This window comes from Paenibacillus sp. CF384 (assembly GCF_900106745.1).
Lineage (GTDB): Bacteria > Bacillota > Bacilli > Paenibacillales > Paenibacillaceae > Paenibacillus_Z.
The window spans coordinates 1,036,635-1,054,845 of sequence record NZ_FNNV01000001.1; the positions used below are offsets into that span (position 1 = coordinate 1,036,635).

The window sequence follows — 18,211 nt, forward strand, 5'->3', positions numbered from 1 at the left end:
TTACCCCAGCACCGCCGCTTCTGAAAGTACTTCTTCCAGCGCGCGAACGAACGCTTCATTCTGCTCCTGGCTGCCTACCGTAATGCGAATATGAGTCGGGTAGTAAGACCAGCGGGCACGTGAGATGATGCCTTTGCGCAGCAATCCGTCGAATACTTGCTGGGAAGGAAGCTTCACATCCACCATCACAAAGTTGCCATGCGCTTCGAAATAGCTTAGTCCAAGGCGGTCAAATTGCTCGTACATATAAGTAATGCCTGCCGCATTGCGCTCCTTGCAGCTGTTTAGGAACTCGAGATCAGCAAGCGATGCTTTCGCAGCAGCTTGACCGAAACGAGATGTATTAAACGGCTCGCGAACCTGATTGATCGAACGAATAACATCCTCGTGACCGACGCCATAGCCGATACGAAGCGAGGCAAGTCCGTAAATTTTGGAGAACGTACGCAATACGATGACGTTCTTAAATTCGGGCAGCAGCGATATGCCATCTGGATAACCGGCATCCGTTACGTACTCGTAGTAAGCCTCATCCAATACAACGAGTACGTTCGAAGGTACTTGACGTACGAATGCTTCGAGCTCTTCCTTACGCACGATTGTACCCGTTGGGTTATTCGGGTTGCACACCCAAACGATCTTAGTACGATCCGTAACTTTAGCCAGCATCGCTGGCAGATCATGCGTGCCATTATTCAGAGGCACTTCGATAATCGTCGCGCCTTCGATTTCGCAGTTATGCTTGTACTGAGGGAAAGTTTCATCCGCCATAATCGTCTCGTCGCCAGGCGTTAAATAAGCACGGGCAAGCATGAGAATGACTTCATCGGAACCTGCACCGAAAATAATCTGATTCGGTTTTACGCCGAGATATTGTGCTAAATCCTTCGTTAACTCGACGCTTCCGCCGTCCGGATAAAGACTGATGTTGTTCAGCTCGTTCTGAATGGCAGCCTTCGCATGTTCGGAGCTTCCGAATGGATTCTCATTGGATGCTAGCTTGATGACTTCTTTAAGGCCAAGCTCTCTCTTTACTTCTTCAATCGGTTTGCCCGGTTGATACACTGGCAAATGAACGATACTTTGTTTGGGTTGCATCAATAGTCACCTCGTATATGTGGCGTTTAGTTTAGAATTGCTATTCCAACATTGTCTCACATGTTGGGGTCATTTAAAAGCTATTTGCCCCATTTTCTTTCGCGCTTTTAAGCTTTTATGTACAGAAGCGATTCATACAAGGTGAAACGGCTGACGCCGTCCTTGCACGGCGCAGCGCGTTTCAATCCGGAGATTTCTAAGCTCTCTTATAACAGTGAAACTTATAGATGCTTAGAAATAAAGGAATACCCTTCGGGCTGCCTGAGGCAGCTCAAAGGGTACTCAATCGATGATTTAACCGCGCAGTTCTTGAACAAATGCACGAATTTGTTCTAAGCCCTCCTGCTTCGTCTCCGCCGCTTGCAGCAACGGTACAACCTCTTCGATCTTGCGAACGATCGCGCTTCCTACGATGACGCCATCGGCCTGTTTGCCGAAGCGTTCCACCTGCTCGCGGCTGGAAATCCCAAAGCCAACCGCGATCGGTGTCGTTGTTGCTTCGCGAACCGTTGCAAGAAACTCGTCAATTCCGCTATGGAAGTCAGCGCGTACACCAGTAACGCCAAGCGAGGATACGCAATAGACGAATCCGCGCGCCATGGAAGCAATTCGCTTCACACGGTCATTGGATGTAGGGGCAACAAGCGGAATGAGATGAATATCTGCCGCCTCAGCCATTGCGCGAACCTCAGCATCCTCTTCAATCGGCAAATCCGGAATAATTAAGCCGCTGATTCCTTTCTCGGTTACGAGGTCAAAGAACCGTTCCAGCCCATATTGCAGAATGGGATTATAGTACGAGAACAGAATGAATGGCAGTTTAATGCCGGCTTGACGCGCATTCTCGGCAACCTGAATGCAATCGACCAACGTAACTCGGCCGTTCTTCAAGGCACGCTCGGAAGCGCGTTGAATGACAGGACCATCCGCCAGCGGATCGGAATAAGGAACGCCGAGCTCCACCATATCAGCGCCAGCCTGCTCCAATGCACCGATGATGTCCACTGAAGTGTTCAGATCAGGATCGCCGATCGTAAGGAAAGGGATTAATGCCGTGCGACCTTCTTCACGAAGCCGCTGAAACGATGCATCTATTTCATTAATGGCCATGGTTTTCGTCGCCTCCCAAGTAGCCCATAATCGCTTGCACGTCTTTGTCCCCGCGTCCTGACAAGCTGACCACGATGATTTGATCGCGGCTAAGCGTAGGAGCAAGCTTCATTACTTCCGCAATGGCATGGGCAGACTCCAGTGCCGGAATGATTCCTTCTGTACGCGACAGAAGCTGCAGGCCTTCGAGCGCCTCTGCATCTGTAATCGGCACATAATTGGCACGGCCGGTGTCTTTCAGATAGGCATGCTCCGGGCCAATTCCCGGATAGTCAAGGCCCGCCGAAATCGAGTGCGCCGGCTGTACTTGCCCATGCTCATCCTGCAGCACGTAGCTGAGCGAACCTTGGAATACGCCATGGCGACCTTTCGTCATCGTTGCGGCATGCTCTTCGGTTTCCACGCCGCGACCGGCAGCTTCTACGCCGAGCAGCTTCACCCCATCGTCACCGATGAATGGATAGAACATACCGATGGCATTACTGCCCCCGCCGACAGCTGCAACGACATAATCTGGCAAACGTCCGACTTCTTTCAGAATTTGCTCTCTGGATTCGTCGCCGATAATACGTTGGAAGTCGCGAACCATCATCGGGTATGGGTGCGGTCCGGTTACGGATCCAAGGATATAGTACGTATCGTCTACATGGCTGACCCAGTAGCGAAGTGTCTCATTACAAGCATCCTTGAGTGTGCGTGTACCTGACATCACGGGAACGACTTCTGCCCCGAGCAGCTTCATGCGGAATACATTCAGCTCTTGGCGCCTCGTATCTTCCTCGCCCATGAATACTTTGCATTCCATGCCCAGAAGCGCCGCTACCGTTGCGGATGCGACACCGTGCTGGCCTGCACCTGTTTCGGCGATGATCTTCGTTTTGCCCATTCGCTTGGCCAGTACGCCTTGACCAATTGTATTGTTGATCTTATGCGCACCGGTATGGTTCAAATCTTCGCGTTTCAAATAAATTTGAGCGCCGCCAAGATGATCGGACAAACGCTGTGCATGATACAGCGACGTAGGTCGACCTGAATATTTGGTCAATAAGTAACGAACCTCTGCAATAAATGCTGGATCCTTCGAGTAGTGCTGGTAGGCTTCCTCTAATTCAAGCAGCGCGTTCATGAGCGTCTCAGGCACATATCGTCCGCCGAATTTACCGAAGCGCCCGTTCACGTCCGGGACTTGGTTCATACGCTTCTCACCCTTTCTACAAACAATCGAATTTTATGAATATCTTTCAAGCCGTCTGTCTCCACTCCGCTCGACACATCTACGCCGCTCGGAGCATATTGATTGACTAAATCCGCTACATTATCCGGATGAAGCCCGCCTGCTACATACAGCGGTACGCCGATGGCTGCCGCAGCTTCCATATATCGGTCGATCACATGCCATGCAAAAGTTTGTCCGGTTCCGCCGCCTGCAGTATCAATGAGAAATCCATCTACTACTCCCGCGTAAGCTTCAAGTCTTGAAGCTCCACTTGAGACGTCTCCATCCGTATCCTTAACGGAAAACACCTTCCATACCTGCACGTTCAACGCTTCTTTAACCTGCGCGCACAACTCAGGTGATTCCTCGCCATGCAGCTGCACGACGTCCAGCGGCGCAGATGCAAGAACGGATTGAAGCTCTTGCAGGCTGGGATTGACGAACACACCTACCGTCGATGGAGCGAGACCACTCTGGGCACGAAGCTTCCGAGTTTCCTCGATGAGCGTCCCGGCAAGCTCAGGCGACACTTGGCGTTTGCTAGGTGCAAACACGAAACCAATTTCATCAAAGGGAAGTCCATTCATCTCGCGAATGGTTGCCGCGTCTCGCAAACCGCATATTTTGATACGCGCCGGATTGGACGTACCTCGATTGTCTTGTTTCTCTGCAGCCGACATTACGCGTTCACCGGTCCCATTAGCTGCTCCACTGCTGCGCCTACATCCGGCTGACGCATGAAATGCTCGCCGATCAGCACGCCTTTCGCACCGACGCTCTTCACAAACGCGATATCTTCTTGCGAAGAGAGCGAGCTCTCGCTGATAACGGTTATGCCGGGAGGCACCATGCCAATCAGTCGTTCTGTCGTCTTAATATCCGTTACAAAGGTGTGCAAATTCCGATTATTAATGCCTACTAATGTGGCTTTGCCTAACCCTAGAACAGACTCCATTTCCTCTTCATCATGGACTTCCACGAGCACATCAAGCCCGATCGCTCGAGCCGTTTCATAGAAATCCGCAAGCTGTGAAGGACGGAGTATGGCTGCAATCAACAGAATAGCATCCGCACCGATCAAGCGCGCTTCATAAATTTGACGATGATCAACCGTAAAATCTTTACGAAGTAAAGGAACTCGGACAGCTTGCGATACGGCCGTCAAATATTCGTTCTTGCCTTGAAAATAATCCTCGTCCGTCAGCACTGAAATACAGTCCGTGCCTGCTTCCTCATAGATGCGGGCAAGCGCGACAGGGTCAAAATCAGGCCGGATGAGTCCTTTCGAGGGCGATGCTTTCTTTACTTCTGCGATCAAGCCCAGATCCCGCTTCGTCCCAGACGTTAATCTGCGTTCGAAGCCTCGGCAGGGCGGTAATTCTGCGATCTGACGCTCTGCGACTTGAATCGAGAAATGTTCCGCCAGATCATCTACTTCTTTCCGTTTGGATGCAACGATTTTATCTAGAAACATGGCTCAACTCTCCTGTCGTTTCGATCAACTGCCGCAGCTTCGTGGCTGCCTTGCCGGAATCAATAACGGTTCGTGCCACTTCGACACCTGCTTGAAGGGAATCGGCACCGCCGCCGACGAAAATACAAGCTCCCGCATTAGCAAGCACAATATCGCGATATGCGCCATAGTCATCGCCATTAAAGATCGAACGGATGATGCGCGCATTCTCATTCGCATCGCCGCCGATGACTTCGCTCAGCGAACGTGTAGTCAAACCAAGCTCCTCAGGCGTGATGGTATACGTGCGAACGGTGCCACCCAGCAGCTCCGATATTTGCGTCGGGGAAGAAATGCTGATTTCATCCAGCCCATCAAAGCTGCTCACAACCATTGCACGCTTCAAGCCTAGCTCGCCTAATACGGAGGCAATCGTTTCCGTTCTGGATTGATCATAAATTCCGAGAAGCTGACGATCAGCGCCTGCCGGATTCGTTAATGGACCGAGCATATTGAAGATGGTCCGGATTCCGATTTCTCGTCTTGGGCCAGCCGCATGTTTTAGGGATGGATGATACAGCTGTGCAAACATGAAGCAAATCCCGATGGCATCCAAGCAGCGAGCTGCCTGCTCCGGAGACAGCGTAATGTTGACGCCAAGCGCTTCAAGCGTATCTGCGCTGCCGGATTTACCGGACATTGCGCGGTTGCCGTGTTTGGCAACTCGGACGCCGGCTGCTGAAGCTATGATAGCAGAAGCTGTCGAAATATTGAATTTATGAATGCCGGATCCGCCTGTTCCGCAGGTGTCCAGAAGACCGTTGCGTTCCGTTTGAACATGATTGGAAAACGAACGCATCGCTTCTGCGAATCCCGTAATCTCGTCTTTGGTTTCACCTTTCATTCGAAGCGCCGTAGCGATCGCGCCGATCTGCGCACCCGAAGCTTCACCGCTCATAATAATCTCCATGACGCCGCGTGCTTCTTCCCGCGTCAGGTTAGTCCCGCCAACCACTACGTTCAGTGCCCGCTGCATTGTCATCAATTCATTCGTAACTGCCATGCCCCCGCTCACCCTTTCGCACCTGCATAGTAATCCATATTGATCATGCTGCTCGTGCGATCAGGCACTGCGAAGATGGCTTCCGCAGCTCGAACCGCCTTGAGCATAGCCATCGCTTTATTGACGGTTTCCATATACTCATTCTCTGGTATGGAATCCCAAACAATGCCCGCTCCAGCCTGAACATAGGCCTTACCATTCTTGAAGATCAGCGTACGAATCGTGATACAGGTATTAAGGCTGCCGCCGAAACCGAGATAGCCGATCGCACCGGCATATGCGCCGCGTGCCTCGTTCTCCAGCTCCGCGATAATTTCCATGGCTCTGAGCTTCGGAGCACCGGATACGGTACCCGCCGGCATACAGGAGACGAATGCATCGAAGAAGTCTTTATCCTCGCGCAGCTTGCCGGAAACGTTCGAAACGATATGCATCACGTGGGAGTAGCGCTCAATCTCCATATACGAATCGCAGCGGACTGTTCCGAATTCCGATACGCGCCCGATATCATTGCGTCCCAGATCGACGAGCATCAGATGCTCTGCGCGTTCTTTCTCGTCCGCGAGCAATTCTTTCTCAAGCGCCAGATCCTGCTCCGGCGTTTTGCCGCGCGGTCGCGTTCCGGCGATCGGGCGTGTCTCCACTCGTTCACCATCAACCTTAACCAGTGCTTCCGGTGAAGTACCGACAATAACCTCGTCATCCATTTTCAGATAGTACATATACGGCGAAGGATTCATAGTGCGCAGGACGCGGTATACATGAAGCGGATCGACCTCTGTTTCGATGTTAAAGCGCTGCGATAATACCACTTGAAAAATATCGCCAGAACGAATGTACTCTTTGGATTTCTCAACATTCGCCAGGAATTGTTCCTTTGTCAGGTTCGAAGCAACCTCGCCGAGATCGGGATCGGCCGGGATGCTTCCTGCTGCCATCAATGCGGACGGCAACGGCTGCTGCAGGCGCTCGATGGTTGCTTCCATGCGGCTGACCGTTTGCTCATAAACCGCCTGAATGTCATGGTCTGTCGCCGCATTCGGGATATGTACATTCCCGATCACTTGAATTTGCTGTTTGAAATGATCGAAGACGATCACTTGATCGCAGAACATAAATTGCAGATCGTTCATGTTCAGATCATCGATCCGGTGCGCCGGCAGCTTCTCGTAGTACTGAAGCAGGTCATATCCGAAGAATCCGATCGCCCCGCCTGTGAAAGGCGGCAATTCTGGAATGGAAGGACTGCGGAAGGAGCGCAAATGTGCTTTGAGCAGCTCAATCGGTTTCTCGCGCAGCACCTCTTCTTTACCATTCACTTCAATGACCATCTCGCCGTTCTTGCCGCGGATGAGCATGAATGGGTCCGTACCGATGAAGGAATAACGCGCCCATTTCACGCCGCCTTCAACACTCTCCAGCAAGAAGGCCCGGCGCTCCTTATAGAAATGCTGGAATATACGAATTGGCGTCTCTGTATCCGCCATCACATGTCTGACAATTGGAATCAAATTATACGTGCTTGACAATCGAATAACACCTTGAAGCTCCTGATTCATAACCAATCTCTCCCCTTGTCGGAAAATAAAAAAACTCCTGCCGCAGCAGGAGTGATCATGTCAGAAGATGGAAAATGAGCATTGATACGGCAAACGATAATCACGTCGATTGTAGCTTAATAGATACACCTATAGCCTGGATATCATCCAAGAGGGTGCACTAAACTAAACTACGACCTGCGTCATCTCTTCACTCGTCTCAATCTTGCACTAAAAACTCAGCTCAGCTCTACTCATCTCTTCTAACTTCACTAACTACTCTGCTCAACTCGGCTCATTCTTCAAGTATGAAATCACTATACACCAGCGTAAACGGATCCGTCAATCCTTTAAAAATGAGCTTTGCAATTGTTCATAGGCTATGATTTCGATAAATCCGGACGAAGCGCTTTCGCACCGCCTAAGTATACATGCTCGATTTCCTTCTGAGACTTCTCCGTGTTAACCGAAACCAGAAGGCGGATGCACATGGCCAAGCTGCCTTTGACCGGCACTTCAACGGCGCACATCAACGGTACAAGCTCCCAGCCTTGCATGACACGAATCGCTCTAGCCGGAAATGTTGCATCAAGATCACCGGTTACCGTAATAAATACGCTTGCGATGTCTTCGGGCTCGATGGCATTCGATGCTACGATCGTATGCAACAATTCCTCTGTAGCCCGTAAGATCGGTTGTTCTTCATTCCATTCGACCGTAATCGCTCCGCGAATTCCCCGTACACTCATGCTAGATGGCCTCCTGTTTCAATTGTTCCACGATCTCCCGAATGAGAGAGGTGGAAACCGATTTGTTGATTTCCACGACGCCAATTGCTGTTGGCACAATATAGACCATTGTACCTTCTTGGAACTTCTTATCGTGCATCATGGCACGCATGATTTCATCCGTATCCAGATGTGCAGGCAGTCGCACCGGCAAACCTACTCGCTGAAGCACATGCTTGGTCACCGTGTAGACCTCTTCAGAAGCCCCCAGACGAACCGCAAGCTTTGCAGCTCCAACCATACCGATCGCTATCGCTTCACCGTGTAAAAGCTCTCCGTAGCCAGCGACCGCCTCAAGCGCATGACCGATGGTATGCCCCAGATTAAGAATCGCGCGAAGATCGTTCTCTCGCTCATCCTTCGAGACGACTGCCGCTTTAACACTGCAGCCTTTGTAGAGCGCATAGCCAAGCGCGTCAGGATCAAGCGAAGTCAGCTTATCTGCATTCTCGTCACACCAAGTTACGAAAGATGCATCCCAAATCAACCCATGCTTCACAACTTCCGACAAGCCCGCCTTTACTTCGCGTTCAGGCAAGGTTTGCAGTGTTTTCAAATCATACAGCACGAGCTCAGGTTGATGAAAAGCTCCGATAATATTCTTCGCAAGCGGGTGGTTGACCGCGACCTTTCCACCGACACTGCTGTCATGCGCAAGGATCGTCGTCGGAACCTGCACGAATTTAATGCCGCGCATGAAAGATGCGGCAACGAAGCCGGCAAGATCACCGACCACGCCGCCTCCCAGTGCAACAATTGTCGATTTGCGGTCAAGGCCATGCTCCAGCGCAAGCCCGATCAATTTTTCCAATTGAGTGAGGGATTTGGAACCCTCTCCCGCCGGAACTACGGCTGATACAACCGTAAAACCCGCTGTAGTCAGCACATTTGTAAGATGGTCCAAATGCTTCTGTGCGACGACATTCGTATCTGTAATGATCATAAGAGGCGACTTCTTGCTGATGCCGCGTTCGGTAAACAGGCTACCTGCTTCATCCAACACGCCTTCCCCGATATAGATCGGGTAGGAACGCTCGCCAAGCTCGACGGTCAGTTCACGATGAGCGCCGCTCATTAGTAGCTCCTCAACTGCGCCAAGTAGTTGTTGTAGTTCGCCGTAATTTCTTCCATGGAGTCGCCGCCGAATTTCTCCAGAAACGCTCTGGCTACTTCCCATGCCACAACATGCTCCATGACGACGCTTGCAGCAGGTACGGCGCAGCTGTCCGAGCGTTCTACTTGGGCAGTGAATGGCTCTCTTGTGTCGATATCTACGCTTTGCAGCGGTTTATATAAGGTCGGGATTGGTTTCATAACGCCGCGCACGACGATTTGTTCCCCGTTCGTCATTCCGCCTTCGAATCCACCTAGACGGTTAGTCGCTCTATAGTAGCCGCGTTCTTCCGAGTACATGATCTCATCATGCACTTGCGAGCCGCGGATGGTTCCGGCTTCGAAACCAATACCGATTTCGCAGCCTTTGAAGGCATTGATCGACATGACCGCCTGAGCGATCCGACCGTCCAGCTTGCGGTCGTACTGCACGTGGCTGCCAAGTCCGATCGGTACGCCTTCCACGATACATTCCACAATTCCGCCGATGGAATCGCCTTCAGCTTTGATCTGATCGATATACGCAGTCATTTTCTCTTCAGTTTCCTTGTCAACGACACGTACGGGAGACTCCTCAGTCAAACGGACTAATTCATCCAGCGGAAGCTGATTCGCAGGCGCTTCAATTTCACCGATTCGAATGACTTGTCCACCTACTTTAATGCCGAATGCAGCAAGGAATTGGCGAGCAACTGCCCCAACCGCTACGCGTGCTGCCGTTTCGCGGGCACTGGAGCGCTCAAGCACATTGCGCAGATCCTTCAAATTGTATTTAAGTCCACCGTTTAAATCCGCATGTCCGGGACGCGGGCGATGAACGCGGCGTTTCTCTTCGTCACTGCCTTCAATCGGCTCGATGTTCATCACCGATGTCCAGTGCTTCCAGTCATTATTCTCCACAATCAATGCTACAGGCGCTCCGGTTGTTTTACCATGGCGAACGCCACCGACAATGTTAGCGGTATCTTTCTCGATTTGCATGCGGCGGCCACGGCCGTGCCCCTTCTGCCTACGGTGTAATTGGAAGTTCAACTCCTGAAAATCAAGTTGCAAATTGCTCGGAAGCCCCTCAATTATTGCAGTCAACTGTGGACCATGTGTCTCTCCTGCTGTCAAATAACGTAAACTCACGGTAAAGCCCTCCCTCATTCTGAACACCGCAAACGCATATTCCGGTTATGTATTTCTGCCAAATATCTTTGCTCATTATAGTATAGCGTCGCCGGTTTGACAAGGAAATGAACGCCGCCGGTTGGGAAGGCTCCTTACTAAAAAAGCTGCCCCGCACACCTCCCGAAGAGGATGTGACAAGGGCAGCCTTCCAGCTTTAATAAATTAACTATTCACGGATTGCGGTCCACGCAGACGATCCGAATCCTCATTCAATTGCGGATCATTCATGAGCCCGTTCATTTGCCTCGTATCAATGCCGAGAATTTGGGCGCATTCTTGGATCGTGATGAATCCACGCTTATACGCCGAAATAACCTTACGTTTATCCATGCTGCGCCTCCATTAAACCAAACTATTCATAGCTTTAGTATTGGAGAAGATGGAAAACGATATACCCTGCTACGCGCGTTTGCGGTAAAAGAATGTTTCTACCGAATCGAAATCATATTGCGCGGGCGAGAAAATTTGCTCCGTGCTGCCTACAAACAGCAGTCCGCCGGGCTTAAGCGCTTTCGAGAATTTATGATAGAGCAGATGTTTGGCTTCTTCCGTGAAGTAGATCATGACATTGCGGCAGACGATGACATCGAATCCGGTGTCAAAGGTGTCATGAAGTAAATTCTGCTGTTTAAAGGTAATATTTCGCTTGAGTTGATTGACTACAGCAACATGATCTTCGTCATGCTTCGTAAAATATTTATTCATATAAGTGCGTGGAACTTCGCGGATCGAACGATCCTGATAAATGCCTTGTGCCGCCTTCTGCAGAACAAGATTATCCAGATCGGTTGCAAGGATGGATGACTTATCTTGCGCGCCGAGCTCAGCCAGAATCATGGACAGTGTATAAGGCTCTTCCCCGGTTGAACAAGCTGCACTCCAAATTTTGGCCCGTGGATTACTCTTCACGATTTCGGGTAAAAACTTCTTCTCCATGGCTTCCCAGCGGCTCGGATTACGCCAAAACTCCGACACGTTGATGGTCATCCGATCGAGAAATTCGTTCATCAGCTTCTTATCCTTCTCAAGGCCATCCCAATAGGCTGCGAATGTATTGAAGCCGTACTTCTGCCTAAGCGTCGTCAACCGCCGCTTCATCTGCGCTTCTTTGTACTGGGAAAGATCAATAGCTGTTTTATCTTTGATTTTCTTGATGAAAAGCGTAAAGTCCTTGTCCTCCATCATGTTTTCCCCCGATGTCGCAGACACTTGGCCGCCTGAAGTTAAATTCCACAGTTGAATTGCTTGTCCGTTAGTTCATTAAATCCACTGCTGAATCGTTTGGTTGTAGTCCACCATTTCATGAGGAGCGAAGAAAATCCCGATCTCACGTGCCGCACTCTCCGGTGAATCCGATCCATGAATAAGATTGAAATTCGTATGTACTGCATAATCGGAACGAATCGTTCCCGGTGCTGCTTCAAGCGCATTCGTCTTGCCGATCATCGCCCGTGTTAGTCCGATGACATTATCCCCTTGCCAAACCATAGCAAATACCGGACCTGACGTCACAAAGGCTACAAGCGGCGGATAAAAGGGCTTTCCGATGTGCTCTGCATAATGACGTTCCGCCAGTTCAGGCGTGATCATCATAAATTTGGCTCCAACGAGCTTTAGCCCCTTACGTTCAAAACGGGACACGATTTCACCGATCAAACCGCGTTGCACGCCATCTGGCTTTACCATTAGAAATGTTCTTTCCATCTGAATTCCCTCCCAAACGCTTTAGTAGTTTCGTTTTGCAATAAAATGCGCAATATCCGTCAAATTTTTCTTCGCCGTAATGTTCGGCAATTCCCTTAGAGCTTCAATCGCTTTATGCATATATCTTGTCGCCATGGCATCCGCAGTGTGAATGCCGGCGCTCTTACGTATTATGTTCAACGCTTTTTTCGTTTCACCTGCTCCATTCGACTCGCGGATTTTATTTATTTCTACAAGCAAATCGTCTTTAATGGATGGTTCTTGCATCGCGAGCAGTACCGGAAGCGTCATATTGCCTTGTTTGATGTCGGAACCTGGCGGTTTGCCGATCTGTTTCTCGGTGCCAAGCAAGTCGAGCAGATCGTCGCGAATTTGGAAAGTCATGCCCACATTATAGCCAAACCGGTACAGGCAATTAGCCGTCTTATGATCCGCACCTGCCGCTAATGCGCCAAGCTGACAGCTGATCGCGATTAACAGTGCCGTCTTGCGCCGGATACGAAGCAAGTAGTTGCGCACCGATTGCTCGGTATTGAAGAAGTCACGGATTTGCTCCATCTCCCCAATACACATTTGCACCATGGCTTTGGATAAGATCTGATGAATTTGCGGGTTCTCAAGCTCGGTTACAATCGTAAGCGCTTTGCCGTAAATATAATCGCCGGTGTACATCGCAATTCGGTTATCCCATTTGGATTTAACCGTAAGCTGACCGCGACGGGTCTCGGCATTATCGATCACATCATCATGCACGAGAGAAGCCATATGAATGAGTTCAAGCGGTACCGCAATTCTTTGGAGCACATCCAGGCGGTATGTGCCAAACTTACCGGCAAGCAGCACAAAGACGGGACGTATCCGCTTGCCGCCTGCCTTGAGCAGATGCGTCGATGTATCCGTGAGCAGCGTATGCTCGGAAGTAACGCTGCGCGCCAGCTGACTTTCGATTGCATCTAAATCGCTTTTCATTTTGGCATAGATATCAAGTAGTTTCATTTGTTCACCTTGAGGGCAGATTGGTCTGAGAAAAATTGCATTTGAACCTCATGCGACAACAATCCTAATTGATGCGCATAGTCAAAATACAACGATAAACCCGCCTGCTCGTCCGTTCCGAAGTTATAGTGCAGCTCTTTGAAATATCGTTTCCAATAGGCTGCTTCCCCGCCTAACAGTGTGCAGGCTTTATCAATCAGGGGCTGCAGGTCGCTGAGACTTCTGTCCTTGCTTGCCGTCAACGCCTGCAGAACAGTCGAAACCGCCTCCGGATCTGCAGCTGCAATTTCTTTGCGGATGGCCACGAGCGCGAAAGTCATACCGTAACCTGTCCAATTGCGCCACAGCTCGCCCAAATCGATAACGGCCATGCCTCTTTCCTTATTCGCCCATGATGCGTGGATGGCTGTATCCCCAATGAGAAGTGCAGCATCCGCTTCCTCCAGCATGGTGTCCAGGTTTGGCTCCATCGTTATATATGAAGGTTCTGCTTTATAATAAAGCTTCATTAGAATTTTGAGTAAATTAACGGAGGTTGCGGACGTTGCCGTCATCGCGATCCGTCCTTGGAGCACCTCTTCGAGCGGTTTCTTTAGAAACAGCAGAATCGAATTGACGCGCCCCCTTGCACTAACCGATAAGTTCGGCAGCAGCAAGTATTCATTGGCATTTTCCGCATAGGCGAACGAGGACATCGAGGTGATGTCGATCTCACCTTGCCGAAGAGCTTTATTCAATGCAGCCGGGACACGCTTCTCGATTTGGAACCGTTCCTTCGGCAAGCGCTCCTCCGCATAATGAAAAATAGGCCAACTATTCGCATAGTCAATGCGACCGACTGTAATCGGGCGATTTAACCCCATGCTGTTCATCTCCCCATCTTCTGTACAAATCATGATCCAGCGGAAGCTGATCAAGCACTTTCCCGACTAGAAAATTAATGATATCGTCAATTGTTTGCGGCCCGTGATAGAAAGCCGGCATCGCCGGAATCAGCTTAACGCCAAGACGAGCCAGCGTCAGCATGTTCTCCAGATGAATGGCATGCAGCGGCGTCTCGCGAGGGACAAGGATCAGCTTACGTCCTTCCTTCAGCATAACATCCGCAGCACGTGTCATCAAATCATCCGAAATGCCATGTGCGATCGAGGCCAATGTCCCCATCGAACATGGCATGATGATCATGCCTTCCACTTGGAACGAACCGCTTGCAATCGAGGCGCCGATGTCCGCATTGGGATGCAAAATCAATCTCCCCGCTTCTATCTCTTCCGGAAACACATTGGCGAACGCCTGCTGACGTTTCGTCGTGTCCCAGCCAAGCTCTTCTTTCAGTACACGCCAGCCTGCTTCCGTTACGACAAGATGTACGTTCAGCCCGCCTTCCAGAAGGCTGCTGATAAGCCTGATCCCGTAGATCGCGCCGCTAGCTCCTGTAATACCGACAACCATACGCTTGCGCGTTACTTCGGCAGTTCGCTCTACCACTTGTGAAGCACCACCAAATCGAGCAGCGCACTGATAAACAATACAACACTGAGTGTTCCATTCATGGTAAAGAAGGCAGTTTGCACGCGGCTCATATCATTCGGTTTCACCAGAATATGCTGATAGCACAGTAAGCCTACGGAAATAATGGCACCAATCAAATATAGCCAGCTAAGCGGAGTTAACCAATATAATGATATGAATCCGATACTCGTCAACAGATGAAACCCGCGCGATAGCTGTAATGCTCCGACCATACCAAACCGCGATGGAATCGAATGCACGCCTTCCTTACGGTCAAATTCGAAGTCTTGGCAAGCATATATGATATCGAAGCCGGCAAGCCAGCAAGCTACCGTTGCATACAACACCCAAGCCGACAGCTCGAAATGTCCCGCAATGGCAACCCAGCCGCCAAGCGGTGCAAGACCGATAGTCAATCCAAGCACGACATGGCAAAGCCATGTAAAACGTTTTGTATACGAATAAAGCACAAGCATGAATACCGCGATCGGCATCAGTTTCATACAAATCGGATCAAGCTGCGCGGCAGCAATGAATAACACGATAAAGGACACCGCTATGAACAAGCCGACTTCGCCTGCACGCAGCAAGCCTGCCGGGATAGCCCGTTTCGCGGTACGTGGATTCTTGGCATCGATAACGCGGTCAATGACGCGGTTCAGCCCCATTGCGGCGCTCCTGGCACCAACCATCGCCAGGATAATCCAGCCGATTTCACTCCATTCCGGGTACCGGTTCTCCATAATGATCGCACCAAGCATGGCGCCCATGAAAGCAAACGGTAAGGCGAAAATGGTATGTTCGAACTTAATCATTTCTAAAATAATGCGGAATTTGCGAATCATGCGTTGTCCGTTCCCTTCGTCCCCATGTGTAATGCCGCGACTCCGCCTGCTAACGGAAATACACGAACATGCTGAAGGCCGATTTCACGGTATTTCGCCGCAAGCTGCTTCGAGTCCGGAAATGCTTTAAGCGACTCCGGCAGCCATTTGTATTGCTCGTATCGCTTGGCGACCATTTTGCCAATCGCAGGCATGACGCGCTCGAAGTAGAAATAATAGATTGCTTTGAACGGCTGCCAAGTAGGTTTGGACATCTCCAGGCATACCACTTGTCCGCCGGGCTTCACCACTCGCATCATTTCGCGAAGCACTTGCTCCAAATCAGGTACGTTGCGAAGTCCGAAACCGATCGTTGCGAAATCGAAACGATTATCCTCGAACGGCAGCTCCATCGCATTGCCTTGCACGAGCGAGATTTGACGATCAAGCCCCTCGCCCTTCACTTTCTTCTTCCCTACTTCAAGCATGCCTGCGCTGAAATCAAGCCCTACCACATCGCCGCTTTCACTTGCCTTCGCAAGCGCAATTGTCCAATCGCATGTGCCGCAGCACAAATCGATTGCCGTATTTCCGGGCTTTACATTCATCTTGCGCATCGTAAATTTTCTCCACGCCTTATGTCGACGGAAGCTGATTAAATCATTCATGAGGTCGTACGTTGGTGCAATGCTTTCAAAAACGGCATGCACATGCTGTTCCTTCGATTTGGATTGCATGGTAGTCTCCTTACCTTCTCTCGCCTTGGGCCGATACCGCAGGTACAAGAGGACGCGTAAACGTTTCTACGATGCCCATCAACTCGCGGACGAGCTTATCGGAATCAAGACACGAAACGACCGATTGTACATGCAGAGCAGATTGTTTCAGCTTCTCGGCCAATTGTGTGCGAATATCATATTTTGCGATCAATGACTGTGCGTAGGACGGCTCAGTGGAAAGATCGAGTAACTTGCGTTTCTCTTCGTCGGTTCCATTATTCCACACATGCCAGTATGCCCAGCTTCCGCTGAATCGCTCTGGCTTCTCGCTGCGAATCAGCTCGTCCATTACGACCTCGCAACGTCCGAAACCTTGAAGCAGTTCCGTCCAGGCACGTGTCAGTTTCTCGTCCATACTGTCTGTGAAAGCTTGGAATAACTCTGTCTTCAGCTGTACGCAGTGGATCAAATATTCTTCTGCCGTCAGCTTCAGCTGTTTCATTCTGAGGTATAAGTTTACCTTCAGCTTATTGACCTCTGAAACACCGCTGCTAAGGCGGCGAATCATATCCACTTGTCCCGCTTGCGACAACAGCTGATAGAATCGGCTGCTGTAGTAATCTCCTGCGAGCACTTTCAACTGGCGTGACCGCATCTCACGTTCTTGCAGGCGACCGCTGTCAGAATCGATGAGATCATGCGTATCCATCCCCATCTGTACCAAGGAAGTGACAAGCGAATAGAGCTCACTGTGGAACAGCGGCGTTCGTTGATTGGCTAGAAATGTGAAGAGCAGCCTGATCCTCGAATCGGGAAAATCGGGCAGCTCCGTATGCATTTGAATCATATCGTATTCGAGGTACTTTTTTGCGATTTCAGGTATCTTATATGGTTTCATTTGGCCTAGCCTCCGGACAAAACTTAGATGACAGCTGATTCAACCTACTGCTGCCCCAAACCAATCATCTGTTAATAATCTAAACAATTATAGCACTATGTGTGGCGTTTCGCTACAACTGGGATATAGACAAACGCAGGCGCTGCCTCCAAATTTCGTCCGTAAATGGTTCTGCGGCGCTTAAGTTTGACAGATCTGTGGACAGCCAGGTATCGCTCCTCCTGACATCGACGGCAGCAAGCAATCTGTTAACGGGATGCTCATCCTCATTCTCCGCCTTCATAGGCGTAACGAATCGGACTAAGACACGGCTCACGTTATCCGTATGTACAAATGCAAATTCCAATAGTCGCTGCAAATCGCTCATCCATTCCTCTACAGCATTCCCATAATGCTCCGCAGATAAATCGACCGACAGCACCGATCCTTTCCATTCTACCCGTTTCACGTCGAGCTCCAGATGAAGACCAAGCATGGAATCTACGATCACCCCCGCACTCAAGCGCTTAATCGGGAAGGGGTGAAAGACCGAAATATCGCCTTTGGCTTGCTGCATTCGTGAATCCGTTAACGGGAGTATTGTCAGTAACACGGTAACAGCTGCTGTTACCGCACACGCATAGAGCAGCCTCTTGTAATGCGACATCTACCATCCGCCTCTCGCGCACAGAATGTCCTGCTACTCTAGTGTACAAACTAAAAAAGCAGGCTATGCCTGCTTTTCGGTTTAATCCTCTGTATCGACGGTACCATACTTGGTTAGCACTGTTGCTTTGCCGCGAATTTTGATCGCTGACGTGTGGTCCGTAAACTGGCAGATGAGGATTTCTCCTTTATCGAGCTTCTCCGTGTGATGAAACTTCGTATCTTGACCGCGAGTCAGTCCGATGACTTGTACGCCTTGGGACTTCGCTTTAATGACGATATATTCCCCATTCTTGTCTTCCATGAATACCGCCTCCTAATCGTCAATTAAACCCTTAAACCGTATCTGTTAAAAAACTGC

The 18,211-nt window shown here is 50.2% G+C and carries 21 protein-coding genes; all 21 read right to left on the bottom strand.

The window, feature by feature from the left end:
- Positions 1–1,098 carry a histidinol-phosphate transaminase gene (gene hisC / locus BLW29_RS04905; RefSeq protein WP_090976707.1) on the bottom strand — a complete coding sequence of 366 codons (1,098 nt, stop codon included), beginning with the start codon at positions 1,096–1,098 and terminating at the stop codon, positions 1–3.
- 294 nt (positions 1,099–1,392) lie between these two features.
- Positions 1,393–2,202, bottom strand: coding sequence for a tryptophan synthase subunit alpha (gene trpA / locus BLW29_RS04910; protein WP_090977152.1), 810 nt, complete (start codon positions 2,200–2,202; stop codon positions 1,393–1,395).
- On the bottom strand, positions 2,198–3,403 hold the full coding sequence (gene trpB, locus BLW29_RS04915) for a tryptophan synthase subunit beta (protein WP_090976709.1): 1,206 nt from the start codon (positions 3,401–3,403) through the stop codon (positions 2,198–2,200). The genes trpA and trpB overlap by 5 nt, the downstream gene beginning before the upstream one ends.
- The gene (locus BLW29_RS04920; RefSeq protein WP_090976711.1) at positions 3,400–4,104 is read right to left on the bottom strand and encodes a phosphoribosylanthranilate isomerase; all 705 of its coding nucleotides are present in this window, start codon (positions 4,102–4,104) and stop codon (positions 3,400–3,402) included. Before BLW29_RS04920 ends, trpB begins: the two co-directional genes overlap by 4 nt.
- The gene (trpC, locus tag BLW29_RS04925) at positions 4,104–4,898 is read right to left on the bottom strand and encodes an indole-3-glycerol phosphate synthase TrpC (protein WP_090976713.1); all 795 of its coding nucleotides are present in this window, start codon (positions 4,896–4,898) and stop codon (positions 4,104–4,106) included. Before trpC ends, BLW29_RS04920 begins: the two co-directional genes overlap by 1 nt.
- Entirely contained in the window at positions 4,885–5,940 is a 1,056-nt protein-coding gene (gene trpD / locus BLW29_RS04930) for an anthranilate phosphoribosyltransferase (protein ID WP_090977154.1), read from the bottom strand. Before trpD ends, trpC begins: the two co-directional genes overlap by 14 nt.
- Before the next feature lie 8 nt (positions 5,941–5,948).
- Entirely contained in the window at positions 5,949–7,499 is a 1,551-nt protein-coding gene (gene trpE, locus BLW29_RS04935; protein ID WP_090976715.1) for an anthranilate synthase component I, read from the bottom strand.
- A gap of 359 nt (positions 7,500–7,858) precedes the next feature.
- Positions 7,859–8,227: a chorismate mutase gene (gene aroH, locus BLW29_RS04940; protein WP_090976717.1), complete on the bottom strand. Its 369-nt coding sequence runs from the start codon at positions 8,225–8,227 to the stop codon at positions 7,859–7,861.
- Position 8,228: 1 nt separating this feature from the next.
- Positions 8,229–9,341 carry a 3-dehydroquinate synthase gene (gene aroB / locus BLW29_RS04945; protein WP_090976719.1) on the bottom strand — a complete coding sequence of 371 codons (1,113 nt, stop codon included), beginning with the start codon at positions 9,339–9,341 and terminating at the stop codon, positions 8,229–8,231.
- On the bottom strand, positions 9,341–10,510 hold the full coding sequence (aroC, locus tag BLW29_RS04950; protein ID WP_090976721.1) for a chorismate synthase: 1,170 nt from the start codon (positions 10,508–10,510) through the stop codon (positions 9,341–9,343). The genes aroB and aroC overlap by 1 nt, the downstream gene beginning before the upstream one ends.
- 204 nt (positions 10,511–10,714) lie before the next feature.
- Positions 10,715–10,882, bottom strand: coding sequence for a hypothetical protein (locus BLW29_RS31325; RefSeq protein ID WP_177186486.1), 168 nt, complete (start codon positions 10,880–10,882; stop codon positions 10,715–10,717).
- Between the two features lie 69 nt (positions 10,883–10,951).
- On the bottom strand, positions 10,952–11,734 hold the full coding sequence (locus BLW29_RS04955; RefSeq protein ID WP_090976723.1) for a CheR family methyltransferase: 783 nt from the start codon (positions 11,732–11,734) through the stop codon (positions 10,952–10,954).
- Between the two features lie 78 nt (positions 11,735–11,812).
- Positions 11,813–12,256 (bottom strand): nucleoside-diphosphate kinase, encoded by a 444-nt coding sequence (gene ndk / locus BLW29_RS04960; RefSeq protein ID WP_090976725.1) that lies wholly within the window; start codon positions 12,254–12,256, stop codon positions 11,813–11,815.
- A gap of 21 nt (positions 12,257–12,277) precedes the next feature.
- Positions 12,278–13,252 carry a heptaprenyl diphosphate synthase component II gene (hepT, locus tag BLW29_RS04965; RefSeq protein WP_090976727.1) on the bottom strand — a complete coding sequence of 325 codons (975 nt, stop codon included), beginning with the start codon at positions 13,250–13,252 and terminating at the stop codon, positions 12,278–12,280.
- Entirely contained in the window at positions 13,249–14,115 is an 867-nt protein-coding gene (locus tag BLW29_RS04970) for a menaquinone biosynthetic enzyme MqnA/MqnD family protein (RefSeq protein ID WP_090976729.1), read from the bottom strand. The genes hepT and BLW29_RS04970 overlap by 4 nt, the downstream gene beginning before the upstream one ends.
- Positions 14,078–14,704, bottom strand: a complete 627-nt coding sequence (locus BLW29_RS04975; protein ID WP_090977156.1) for a UbiX family flavin prenyltransferase — start codon at positions 14,702–14,704, stop codon at positions 14,078–14,080. Before BLW29_RS04975 ends, BLW29_RS04970 begins: the two co-directional genes overlap by 38 nt.
- A 29-nt stretch (positions 14,705–14,733) precedes the next feature.
- Positions 14,734–15,609 (bottom strand): UbiA-like polyprenyltransferase, encoded by an 876-nt coding sequence (locus tag BLW29_RS04980; protein WP_090976731.1) that lies wholly within the window; start codon positions 15,607–15,609, stop codon positions 14,734–14,736.
- A complete protein-coding gene (locus BLW29_RS04985) occupies positions 15,606–16,325 on the bottom strand; it encodes a demethylmenaquinone methyltransferase (protein ID WP_090976733.1) in 720 nt (239 codons plus the stop codon). The genes BLW29_RS04980 and BLW29_RS04985 overlap by 4 nt, the downstream gene beginning before the upstream one ends.
- A gap of 10 nt (positions 16,326–16,335) precedes the next feature.
- The gene (locus tag BLW29_RS04990) at positions 16,336–17,205 is read right to left on the bottom strand and encodes a heptaprenyl diphosphate synthase component 1 (protein WP_090976735.1); all 870 of its coding nucleotides are present in this window, start codon (positions 17,203–17,205) and stop codon (positions 16,336–16,338) included.
- Between the two features lie 112 nt (positions 17,206–17,317).
- The gene (locus tag BLW29_RS04995) at positions 17,318–17,851 is read right to left on the bottom strand and encodes a hypothetical protein (protein WP_090976737.1); all 534 of its coding nucleotides are present in this window, start codon (positions 17,849–17,851) and stop codon (positions 17,318–17,320) included.
- 81 nt (positions 17,852–17,932) lie between these two features.
- Complete coding sequence (gene mtrB, locus BLW29_RS05000; RefSeq protein WP_090976739.1) at positions 17,933–18,154, bottom strand: trp RNA-binding attenuation protein MtrB; 222 nt, start codon at positions 18,152–18,154, stop codon at positions 17,933–17,935.
- Positions 18,155–18,211: the final 57 nt, after the last annotated feature.

Coding starts and splice junctions, on each gene's coding strand:
- BLW29_RS04985 (WP_090976733.1), bottom strand. CDS start 16,325: ATGCAATCCAAATCGAAGGAACAGCATGTGCATGCCGTTTTTGAAAGC.
- trpC (WP_090976713.1), bottom strand. CDS start 4,898: ATGTTTCTAGATAAAATCGTTGCATCCAAACGGAAAGAAGTAGATGAT.
- BLW29_RS04920 (WP_090976711.1), bottom strand. CDS start 4,104: ATGTCGGCTGCAGAGAAACAAGACAATCGAGGTACGTCCAATCCGGCG.
- BLW29_RS04975 (WP_090977156.1), bottom strand. CDS start 14,704: ATGGTTGTCGGTATTACAGGAGCTAGCGGCGCGATCTACGGGATCAGG.
- hepT (WP_090976727.1), bottom strand. CDS start 13,252: ATGAAACTACTTGATATCTATGCCAAAATGAAAAGCGATTTAGATGCA.
- BLW29_RS04955 (WP_090976723.1), bottom strand. CDS start 11,734: ATGGAGGACAAGGACTTTACGCTTTTCATCAAGAAAATCAAAGATAAA.
- trpB (WP_090976709.1), bottom strand. CDS start 3,403: ATGAACCAAGTCCCGGACGTGAACGGGCGCTTCGGTAAATTCGGCGGA.
- BLW29_RS31325 (WP_177186486.1), bottom strand. CDS start 10,882: ATGGATAAACGTAAGGTTATTTCGGCGTATAAGCGTGGATTCATCACG.
- hisC (WP_090976707.1), bottom strand. CDS start 1,098: ATGCAACCCAAACAAAGTATCGTTCATTTGCCAGTGTATCAACCGGGC.
- aroB (WP_090976719.1), bottom strand. CDS start 9,341: ATGAGCGGCGCTCATCGTGAACTGACCGTCGAGCTTGGCGAGCGTTCC.
- BLW29_RS04970 (WP_090976729.1), bottom strand. CDS start 14,115: ATGGGGTTAAATCGCCCGATTACAGTCGGTCGCATTGACTATGCGAAT.
- mtrB (WP_090976739.1), bottom strand. CDS start 18,154: ATGGAAGACAAGAATGGGGAATATATCGTCATTAAAGCGAAGTCCCAA.
- trpE (WP_090976715.1), bottom strand. CDS start 7,499: ATGAATCAGGAGCTTCAAGGTGTTATTCGATTGTCAAGCACGTATAAT.
- BLW29_RS04995 (WP_090976737.1), bottom strand. CDS start 17,851: ATGTCGCATTACAAGAGGCTGCTCTATGCGTGTGCGGTAACAGCAGCT.
- BLW29_RS04990 (WP_090976735.1), bottom strand. CDS start 17,205: ATGAAACCATATAAGATACCTGAAATCGCAAAAAAGTACCTCGAATAC.
- BLW29_RS04980 (WP_090976731.1), bottom strand. CDS start 15,609: ATGATTCGCAAATTCCGCATTATTTTAGAAATGATTAAGTTCGAACAT.
- trpD (WP_090977154.1), bottom strand. CDS start 5,940: ATGGCAGTTACGAATGAATTGATGACAATGCAGCGGGCACTGAACGTA.
- ndk (WP_090976725.1), bottom strand. CDS start 12,256: ATGGAAAGAACATTTCTAATGGTAAAGCCAGATGGCGTGCAACGCGGT.
- aroH (WP_090976717.1), bottom strand. CDS start 8,227: ATGAGTGTACGGGGAATTCGCGGAGCGATTACGGTCGAATGGAATGAA.